This window comes from Holdemanella sp. MSK.7.32 (assembly GCF_024460475.1).
Taxonomy (GTDB): Bacteria; Bacillota_I; Bacilli_A; order Erysipelotrichales; family Erysipelotrichaceae; genus Holdemanella.
The window spans coordinates 25,580-35,935 of record NZ_JANFYN010000024.1; the positions used below are offsets into that span (position 1 = coordinate 25,580).

At 33.5% G+C, this 10,356-nt stretch carries 10 protein-coding genes; all 10 read right to left on the reverse strand.

All coding sequences use genetic code 11. The features are described 5' to 3' along the window. Positions 1 to 52 precede the first annotated feature (52 nt). The 10 genes from NE544_RS07150 to NE544_RS07195 all read right to left on the reverse strand — a co-directional run bounded on the left by NE544_RS07150 (position 53) and on the right by NE544_RS07195 (position 10,100). The gene (locus NE544_RS07150) at positions 53 to 331 is read right to left on the reverse strand and encodes a hypothetical protein (RefSeq protein WP_256268852.1); all 279 of its coding nucleotides are present in this window, start codon (positions 329 to 331) and stop codon (positions 53 to 55) included. Between the two features lie 167 nt (positions 332 to 498). Continuing rightward, positions 499 to 741, reverse strand: a complete 243-nt coding sequence (locus NE544_RS07155) for a hypothetical protein (protein ID WP_256268853.1) — start codon at positions 739 to 741, stop codon at positions 499 to 501. A gap of 36 nt (positions 742 to 777) precedes the next feature. Next, positions 778 to 1,875 (reverse strand): restriction endonuclease subunit S, encoded by a 1,098-nt coding sequence (locus NE544_RS07160; RefSeq protein ID WP_256268854.1) that lies wholly within the window; start codon positions 1,873 to 1,875, stop codon positions 778 to 780. Continuing rightward, on the reverse strand, positions 1,862 to 2,305 hold the full coding sequence (locus NE544_RS07165; protein ID WP_256268855.1) for a hypothetical protein: 444 nt from the start codon (positions 2,303 to 2,305) through the stop codon (positions 1,862 to 1,864). Before NE544_RS07165 ends, NE544_RS07160 begins: the two co-directional genes overlap by 14 nt. After that, complete coding sequence (locus NE544_RS07170) at positions 2,302 to 3,780, reverse strand: class I SAM-dependent DNA methyltransferase (protein WP_256268856.1); 1,479 nt, start codon at positions 3,778 to 3,780, stop codon at positions 2,302 to 2,304. Before NE544_RS07170 ends, NE544_RS07165 begins: the two co-directional genes overlap by 4 nt. A 170-nt stretch (positions 3,781 to 3,950) precedes the next feature. Next, positions 3,951 to 4,592, reverse strand: a complete 642-nt coding sequence (locus NE544_RS07175; RefSeq protein ID WP_256268857.1) for a recombinase family protein — start codon at positions 4,590 to 4,592, stop codon at positions 3,951 to 3,953. A 129-nt stretch (positions 4,593 to 4,721) separates the two neighbouring features. Next, positions 4,722 to 5,333, reverse strand: a complete 612-nt coding sequence (locus NE544_RS07180) for a hypothetical protein (RefSeq protein WP_256268858.1) — start codon at positions 5,331 to 5,333, stop codon at positions 4,722 to 4,724. A gap of 67 nt (positions 5,334 to 5,400) precedes the next feature. After that, positions 5,401 to 7,518 (reverse strand): DNA topoisomerase, encoded by a 2,118-nt coding sequence (locus NE544_RS07185; protein ID WP_256268859.1) that lies wholly within the window; start codon positions 7,516 to 7,518, stop codon positions 5,401 to 5,403. A gap of 3 nt (positions 7,519 to 7,521) precedes the next feature. Further along, positions 7,522 to 7,944 (reverse strand): hypothetical protein, encoded by a 423-nt coding sequence (locus tag NE544_RS07190; protein ID WP_118011194.1) that lies wholly within the window; start codon positions 7,942 to 7,944, stop codon positions 7,522 to 7,524. Between the two features lie 797 nt (positions 7,945 to 8,741). Further along, positions 8,742 to 10,100, reverse strand: coding sequence for a hypothetical protein (locus tag NE544_RS07195; protein ID WP_256268860.1), 1,359 nt, complete (start codon positions 10,098 to 10,100; stop codon positions 8,742 to 8,744). Positions 10,101 to 10,356: the final 256 nt, after the last annotated feature.

Here is a 10,356-nt window from a genome sequence, read left to right on the forward strand (position 1 = left end):
GGTAACATAATCAGATTTCCATTAACTATATACTCACAATTCTTTTTAATTATCAATCTTGGTATATTTGTTCCTTTAAAAGTTCTTCCTTTTCAGCATCTTCAGGATGTAAACTAAAATATCTTTCATACAATTCCACATGTAATGGAGTCATTTCTTTAGTTGCAAAAACATCTATTCTATCCTTATAAGTCATGATATGTAGTTCCTCTATATTTAATAATTTCAACAATTCACATAACACATCACTTAATTCATCTATATCCGTTTTTATAACATAAGATTTTTGTAGTTTTCTTGATAGTCTCTTCGATTTCTTTTCTTGTACCATATAACATCAACCTTTCATACATATCAATCATACAAAAAAAGAATTATTTGTCATCGACCGAAATTTCAAAATCGGTCGATAGTAAAGCAAAAATTAAAAAAAGCTATTTCATATAATATGAAATAGCCGGCTATCCAAATTTGTTAGGAAGATGAACAGCTCTAACATTATAACTTTCGACTGTTCACCTGTCTAGCTTTATTCATTTGAACAACTTCATTTGCTTCTTCTTCAGTACGATACACTTTCGATTCACGCACTCTGATACCAGAAGGTCCGTCATTGCCATTATTTGTAGCAAATTTAATTGTTACAAATCCCCCACTTGAACGTATGAAAGTCGCTTCTTTTACGAAAACTGAACTAGAAACAAAGTATACTTTGTCCCCTTCTTTATATTTTGATACCATTTTCTATCCACCTGATTACATTATATACTAATAGAATCACTTCAACAATAAATCCGAAGATTCACATGTGGATTCAAGATATTTCAAATACTGAATATACTTCTTTGCCATTATCTTTCGTCCACATTCTTCCATGAACTCATAATCTGGTTCATTGTTATCATCAACTGGAAGCATAATCTGTAATTTATTTGCTCTTGCAGTTCCAAGCTTTCTACTGTAACCAAATGATTTACTTTGCATTGAAATAGCTGTTGCTATAAAAAGTCCGACATACATATTTTCATCAGCTTTTGAAATGTGAATTTTTCTACAATCATTTCCCATAACTGACCAATAAGGATGATAAAAAGCCAATCCAACAGCACCATTTCTATTAAATGCAATGTAATCTTTATCAAATGTATCATTTTTATTCGATACAAAATATCCAATGCCATTATTTTGGCTACCAGATGTAATATATGGAATGTCACCTTCTACTCGTTCCATAGCATAAATATCTCTTCCTGATTCAACTTTTCCTAACTTTGAAAGTCTACAAGGCTTCCACTCTCTCGATTCTAAGTTGAAGTTCTCCCCACCCACTTCGGTATTTTTCATATCATCAACACCGAGTTTCACAAGACGTTGTTCTACATATTCCTGATACTGTTTGCGTTTTGCTGTCATCAATTCTTTCATGTAATCTTCCATAAATTGATAATCTGGTTCATCATTATCATCAACAGGGACAACAATAATTTGTCTGAGCATTCTTCGTTCATTGAATTTATATCCATAACAATATTTGTTTTTCTGTTGTAAAATAATGGTTTTAAAAAAGAGCAATACATATTGATTATCTTCATGATTTTTCAAATGTAATCTTTTTACATCGTCAGTAAAAATACATTCATATGGATGATAAAATCCAATACAGGGGGCACCATTATAATTAACACCTAACACATTGTTATCTAATGAACTATTTTCATTATCAACAAATCCTGTAACACCATTCATATTATCTGTTGCACCTATAAATGGTCGTGTACCATCAATTTTATCTGCATTGGTTAATCGTTTCCCTGAGCCTACACTAAAAATATCTTCAAGAAAAAATTCTTTCCAATCTCTATCACTCAGTTTCATCCAATTCACCCCCTGTAAACAGGTACTCGCGATTTTGCATTACCATAGAAAATTCAAAACTGAGATAATCGCCAATCGCTTTTTCAAAATCGGATTCCGTCGGAATTTCATCATTAAAATAATAAAAACTATGTAACCATTCATCATCAGGTTGCACCGTTGATTCTACACAGAACTTTGAAGGTGCTTCAACACGACCATTCCATACATCAAGAAGATGTTGCTTCTTATCTTTCGCACTGTCACCTTCAACAAGTCCAACATGTGCCCTCACTTCATATCCATCTTCTCTGAAATCAATAAACTTGCACAACTTGTCTTCTGGATGTGGTTCATGTGCTGTAAATACAGCAATAACCGGATTTGTACCTACACCATAAAATGTATCAGTATTACAAGTAATCACACCTTCCAATGTATGTTTTTTCATGATACTTGCTTTAAATGCCTGTTCTGCTTTTGTTTTCCTGTCATAGATGACTGCGGAACGATTACAGCAGCTCTTGCACCAACTACAAGAGAATCAAGTAGATGTTCAACAAATGAAAGCTCATATTGCAAAGGATCGTCTTTAGTCCCCTGACTATATGGTGGATTCATCATACCAACAGTTGCACCTTTTAACTGCACCTGTGCAGGATTCTGCTTCAAAAAATCCTGACACCAAATATTACTGTTACCATCATCACGAAGAATCATATTTGTACAAGCAATCGCAAACATATTACTCTGTAATTCATAACCATGCAGTTGTTTTTTTCGGATGTTCTTTCTCCTTGTTTCATTCTCTGTAGCTGAAATCATATGGTGCATTGCTGCCACAAGAAATCCAGCAGTCCCACATGTAGGGTCAAGAATAATATCATCCGGCTGTACATTCAATAAGTCGCAGAATAATTCACAAATATGAGCAGGTGTAAGCACAATACCAAGGGTTTGACCGTCACCACCTGAATAACTCATAAATTCCCCATAAAAGCGACCAATAAAATCCTCTGCTGATGATTTATATTTGATATTATCAAATACATTAGTCTTCAAGAACTCAGCATAATATTTCAATGGTGTCTTTTTCAATTTATCATCAATTTCATTCAGTCTAGCACTAGTCTTAATAATAGCAAACTCACTCATGAGTTTATCACGCTTTGCATCCGGTCCGACATTAGAACGCTTCAAGCGCTTCTGGATTGCGTTATAAATCTTCTCACCGTCTGTCTCAACGTCATCTCCTGTCAATGAACTAATTGAAAAGCTTCCACTTTCAATTTCATCCAACGCCAGCAAAATACCCGATACAACCAACGGTTTGTCTTGATCTTTCAAAGAACCGTATGTACGAAGATATTCATGAAGTGTTTGTGCATCTTTCAGAATTTGCTCAGTTGTCTTCTCGACATCAGTCTTTTCTTTCAGAACATTTCTCAAGTAATATTCATAGATATTCTGGGGGTTGAACATTGTAAATGATTCAACGTCTTCCAGTTCGATATATCCTTCTCTATCGTCAACATACAGAGGTGTAATCTTGTGATGCTTTGCATCTCCCGATACACCAATAGCAAAAACCTTCTTAAACGAGCTGTTCTGTGCTATATGCTTTGCGTAGAAATATGCTCCATTCACTGCATAGTCAGTGATTGCTTTTGTTGCTGTGTCAATGAGTGCTGTATCAGTTAATTTTATATGTTTATCTAAATCTGCTTTATCCTCTATGACAATTACAAAGTCATTTACAACAGCTACATACTCAGGATAACCAGCATTTCCTGTTCCACGCTTAGAAGCGGTGGAAAGAGCTTCGTCAATCTCTTTTACATCACTTCCCTGTGCTGTAAACTGTATCTTGCACTTATCCAACTGAGAAGCAACCCATAAATCGGTTTTTACTTCTTTCTTTGCCATTTATAAATACATCCTTTCTTTTTTCGTGGATATATGGATAATTCATTAAGTCATCCACACATTACATAAAATCTACTGCTTCTGTTGATTCTCTGCATCTAATCGACATATTCATACTCGATATTTTGATCTTCGATTATTTTCCTACCCAACAAGACGCACATCTCATTCTAATCAGTACTATTCATTAATTTAATTTCACGAACATATTTAAAATACGTTGATTTTTTCATATTGAGTTTTCTCATTAACTCTAGACTCTTGATTTTGCCATCTTTCACGTTTTGATATTCTTTTTCAAAGTCAGGCAAACTCATAACACGATGTCTGCCATAATTATCCCACTCGCCACGTTCTTTCATTGCAATCAAGCCTTCCTGCTGCCTTTTCGTTTTTCTTTGCAACTCAGTTTCGGCTAACATTGCATAGACATCAATAATGACCTTATTAATTGTTTCAACAATCAGCTTATTCATCGCATCCGTGTCTGGTAAATCTGTTGTGGTTGTAGGTATATCCAGAATCATTACACGTATATTATGTTCATCATAATAACGTAATTCATTTGATATGGCTTTCTTATCTCTAGCTAGACGATCTAACTCATAAATGATTAAGGTATCACCTTCACGTAACACATCCTCTTTAAGCACTGTATATCTAGGTCTGTCAACCGTCCTGCCAGACATTTTGTCTACAAATACTTTTTCAAGTTTATAATTTCTGCTTTTGCAGAAATCTTCAATTCCTTTGATTCCACGCTCTAAATTTTGTTCCTTCGTGCTAACACGATGATATCCGTAAAACATCATTTAACCTCCTAATTTTAACAAAAAAAGGTCTATAAATAAATAGACTAGTCTATAAATAAAAAATAGGACATTAATAGACTGCTTTATATCTATCTATATCCTAGTGCATAAATGTATACAATTATGATCCTAATTTTTTAGAATTATTTTATTCCCATCTGCAAACTGTATATCCGTTAAATTTAATGAGTTCAAATAATTCTGTTCCTTTATTTGATCTTCCTTTTTTATTTTCTTGTACCAAGCTTTTAAAGTGCCATTCCAAAAATATCCATTTTCTTTAAGTTTCTCTTTTTCGGAATAACAATTATATACATTTACAATCAAATAATTTTCATTAATATCCTTATTTGGGTTAGGTGAATATATCTTTATAAACTTTAATATTTTATTATGGTCAGTAGTCAATCTTGGCATATTCTTAATATCTGAGACAGACACAACATTTAAATCCAATGCAGAATACAAAAGCTTTTGAAAAATTTCATAAAATGCATCACTATGATCTGAAGTATGGCGATTACACCAATCAATATGGTGAGACACTTCATGCAAAGTGGTACAAATCAGATTTGCATTTGTCTTTGCACTTGTCTTTGGAACAAAAACACGTATGATATGAGTTCTCATATCATAATCCCCAGCAAAAGACTTCCTATCATCATTTAGAAAATTTAATTTAAACCATTTATAATTTTCTCTTTCATAATTAAATTTCGCATTTTCAATTATTTTAATCAACGTCTGTTTAACTAAAAATTCACTCGAAATATAACATTCCTCTTACTTAAGGCAAGTTGCCTTAATTCTATTTTTTATTCAACAGCTGTGTTTTAAAAGTAGGATATTTTCTTCCGTTGAATTCATGCGGTTCTGAAAGAATATCAAGACCTGCTGTATAAGGCACTCCGCTTTTATTTACTAAATCGATCTTAGGCAGTTTATGAGCAAGCAATGCTTCTACTTTTTTATTTGTAAAATGGTATTCTGCACCGAAAATCTTTTGCTTTTCATAGAGTGCGAACGAACATTTTTCTCTATCCTCTTTACTGTGCGTAAAAAATAAACCTTTTGCACTTTTAAATGCATAAACAGGTTGGTTGCACCATGGACAGCATCCTAAAGATTCAGGTTCATTTTTAAACTGAGATTCTGGTATTTCCTTGTTGCTTGCATTTTCAAAGTACTGATTTAAAAATGCAATCGCATTTTGAACACATTCATCTACTGTGATTTTTGAATTGTATACTTTTTTTAGGTCTTTTTGTAGTTCTACAGTACGCTGTGGTGAAAGGTCAAGATTTGATTTATTTAAAAATTCAACCATGTATCTGCCTTTATCTTCAATCGAATATACATTGTCAGTCAGACTGATGTATCCCGTCTGGATCGCTTTATCAATAATTCCTGATCGAGTTGCTTCTGTTCCAATTTCACAACCACTCAGTAATGCCTTATATTCATCATCTTCTGTATCAGTGACCTTTTTGAATGGATGGACCATCCAATTACCAAGGCTTTCAACTGTATATGGTTTAGGTGGCTGTGTTTTCTTCTCTACTGGTTTAAAATCAACATCTAAAGTTTGATTTATCGACAACAGTGGAATAGCTTTATCAACTGAATCCTCCCCATAAACACGCATCCATCCTTTTGATTTAACAGCTTGACCCTTGATTTTTAAGTCATTTTGGAACTGTCTGCCAACGTGAATCGTTGCTTCTGTTTCTGTAACGATACAAGGTTCTTTCCAAAAAACAGAATTAAAGCGGGCAAAGATAGCCTGATATACCATCTTTTCATTTGATGAAAAAGAATCATAATTTGCTATTTTATCAGTCGGCATTAATGCAGAGTGAGATTCGATTTTAGAATCATCGAAAATTCGTTTTGAATCTTTAAATAACAGAACATTGTTCTTGTCATGTACTTCCAACAAGTGAAGAACAGTCTGCTTTTCATTTTCACTCAGATATTCTGTATTGGTTCTTGGATATGTAACAAAACCTTTTTCATATAAACTCTGAACAACTGCTAAAGTTTCAGCAGGCTTTAGTTTAAATTTCTTCCCACAGAAACCTTGTAATTTACTCAAGCTGAACAGCTTGGGACTTTGTTTTTCGACATCCCTTGTTTGAATATCTGTTACGATACCTTTATTAGAATTTAGATCGTTACAAATCAAATTGATCTTGTCCTTCTCGTTCAACGCAAATTTATCCTTTAAAGATAGTTTTAATCCATTAACATTCGATTCAACCGCATAATATTTTTCGGGAATGAAATGTTCGATTGCAACTTGCCTGTTATATATTTCAATGACGATTGGACAGATTACTCGCCCAATGTTTAACAGACTGTTCGCTTTTGATGAAACATCTCTTGTTAAATTGATACCTAGAAGCCAGTCCACATACATACGTGCAACACCTTCGTTGTATAAATTATTGTATTCTGAATCAACCTTACGTTGGTTGAGCTGTGTAACAATCGTTTTATCTGTTTGATCTGGCAACCAAAGTCGAGTGATGCGTTTTGATCTATCCTTTAACCCGAAATGTAAAATCAAACGTACAATAACCTCACCTTCCCGGTCTGCATCTCCTGCACAAATGATTTCATCTATTTTATTATCGTTAATCAAAGTACGAATTAAATTAAACTGGTCTTTGGCACCTTTATCCTTTTTCAACTGGAATTTAAAAGGATTAGGATAGAATGGTAAATTCTCATTCCATTTGATTTTTTTACCAAAATAACTATCCATATCCTGCAATGTCAGCAAATGTCCATATGCATAGGTCACGATATAATTTCCAACAGTGATATAGCCTTTATTGTTCAAAGCCTTTGTGTTCTGGCTTTTGCTAATCGCAGTAGCTATCGTTCTTCCCAAGCTTGGTTTTTCTGCAATAATAACCTTCATGAGCTAAACCTCCGCCATGCACATATTCAATATTTTTTGAGAGAAAGTCATATCCTGTTTAAACTTTGGCTGAAAAATAATTGTGTATCTTCCACCTGCCTGGACTCCAATAACTCCAATATATTTTTTTTCATTCAAATAATTCATGTAGCGATTTAAAATGACATCTTTCTTCTCTTCCGGAATTACGATCCAGCTTTTATTGCAGTAAGGTAAATTTCCTTCTGCCTGTAAAAGTACTTTTTTTATATCCGTCAATTTAAATTCAAATGCATTGATTTGCCAGTTTTCCTGATATTTTTCCAATGTCATTAAATCTGTATTACCTTCTCGAACAGGACATTCAAACTGCCATTTAACAGCTCGTCCTTTATTGTTGTAGCTTTTCCAAAAAGCATCCTTTAATTCTTTTTCAGTTAAAAACATATATTTATCTCCATTCTAAAAAAAAGCCACAATGGCTTTTAAATCTATATTTATAATATTGTGTTCTCCCGCACTAATAAAACGAGTGGTCAATTGCATATTTACTTTCGCTGCCGTGCAAACGTTTGTTAAAGTCATCAAATTCTGTAATGGCGCATTATATCACTTATCCTTCACAACCATCAAAAATTGTGCTGTACTACACCTTTTTTTAAGTTCCATTAGATTATTTAGAATCTTCATAACCATGTGAGATATCGTTGTACTACAACCTCTAATCAATGGCATTACAGACTACTATAAAATGTTAACCTTGCCACGAATGACATAGGTGTAATTCAAGTTCATCTGTACTTTCGATATTTCTATCAAGGTCTGTGAATCGACCTTATATATTAAATTTATCATTCAAACCAACTAATAGTTGTCTTATTAAAACACTTCATGATTCATTACTACATGATTTAATTACGTCCTTCACCACCATGTGAAAACACACTGATGTACAACAAAGAAGATAAATCGTTTGTATCAAGTTTCCCTTCACAACCATCTGAAATAGTGCTGTACCGCAACTTAATCATTGTACTTCTCCTTTCAATTTTTCCTTCACTACCATATGAAAATATGCTGTACTGCAACCTCAAATGGCATTACAGACTACTACAAAATTTTAACCCAATCACGAATGACATAGATGTGATTCAAGTTCATCTGTACTTTCGATATTTCTATCAAGGTCCGTGAATCGACCTTATCTAATAATTAAGGCAAACTGCCTTAATTTATATATTTAACTAAAACTGGCGAATGAGTGCAGCCACTTCTTCTAAATCCTTTTTACTTACGTTTTTTTCTTCAAAAATAGGATTTAATTTCGAATAGCCGATCTCATTGATAGAAACATCGTGATACGAAAGCTTTCTTTCTATTGTCGTTTTTAACATAGCTGGACTGGCAGACTGAATCTTTTTGCCCAAATTTTTTTGAAGAAATTTAAAGTCCATTTTATTACAATTAAACACATCACCAGATGCAATGACTTCATTTGCAAGGACTTCCTGCAATAATTTCTTTTCCTCACATTCCTTTCGGAAAATCTCGTAAAGTTCAGCACGATATTTTTTATAAGCTTTTGAAAAATGCCATCCTTTGATTTCGTTTTTTTCTTTACTGGTTCCATCGTCATTGTAGTTATCTAGATTTGTTGCACGTCTGGAAGCATCCATTTTCTGCAATAACTCAGTTTTCTTATCCTCATGATTTTTGATTGCTAAAGGATATGTTTTAGTACCATCTTCTGTCGAAACCGTAAGACTGGTACTTGTAAAGTACAAACCAACATTCCCTTTTCCTAGCTGTCTTTTCAATTCACCTGTCTGCTTATTAAATTTATCAGGAACATGACCTTTCAACGTGATCTGGATATAATACTTCCACTTTCCTTTGATCTTTTCACGTTTTACAGCACAGTAGCAGATCTCCGATTGCAACGCCTTCCATTCATACAACGTACATTTGGTAAGGTCAATTATAAATTCAAGGCCTTGCCATTTGACCAACCCAACTTTCTTTTCATCATCTAAGATGAATCGAATGCCTGTTGTGTTCTGGCTTCCGCAAAGACTTCTCAAAGAATCTTTTCTTTTATAATGGACATAAGGATTTACCTTGTCCTCATCACTTCTGTACTGGTCTTTGATAAGTTCTTCTTCCATCTTCTCAAAAGCTCTGAAACAACGTACGGCCAGATTATTACAAATCTGAGAATTCAGGTTTTTCTTATAATAACCTCGATATTTCTTCATATCCATTCCAAATCCAAATTCAGACCAATTAAACATCTTCTTGATGTTGTAGATAGCATCATATTGTTCTTTTCTTTTCTTCTTTAGGTCCTGACTCAACTTTTTAGATTCCTTAGATTTATCAGATTGCTTATCTAATTCATTGATTTGCATTGTCAAATCCTTTATAAGACTTTGAGCGTCTCTATAATCTCTACGTTTTGTCATTTCATAATATTTCTTTTTTTCATAGCTTAGAAATTTATTATATAATTCCTCGCCCAGTCTAAAACGCTTTTCTAAAATATGTTCCTGATATAACTCTGTTTTCAAAGGTAACGTAAGAATATAACGACCTTCTCCACTCATAACAGCAATTCTCCTTTCCTGCTCTTAAAAAAATATATAATCACAATTAAAAATCTAAATTTACAACTAAACAACAGCGATAAAGGTTGGATAGTCACCTTCACTACCATCCGAAAATGTGCTCTGCTGCAACGATTTTTTTAATATAGTGATGAACATTTACCTTCACTACCATCCGAAAATGTGCTATGCTGCAACCTCAAATGGCATTACAGACTACTGAAGAATTTTAACCTCTTCACGAATGAAGAAAGTA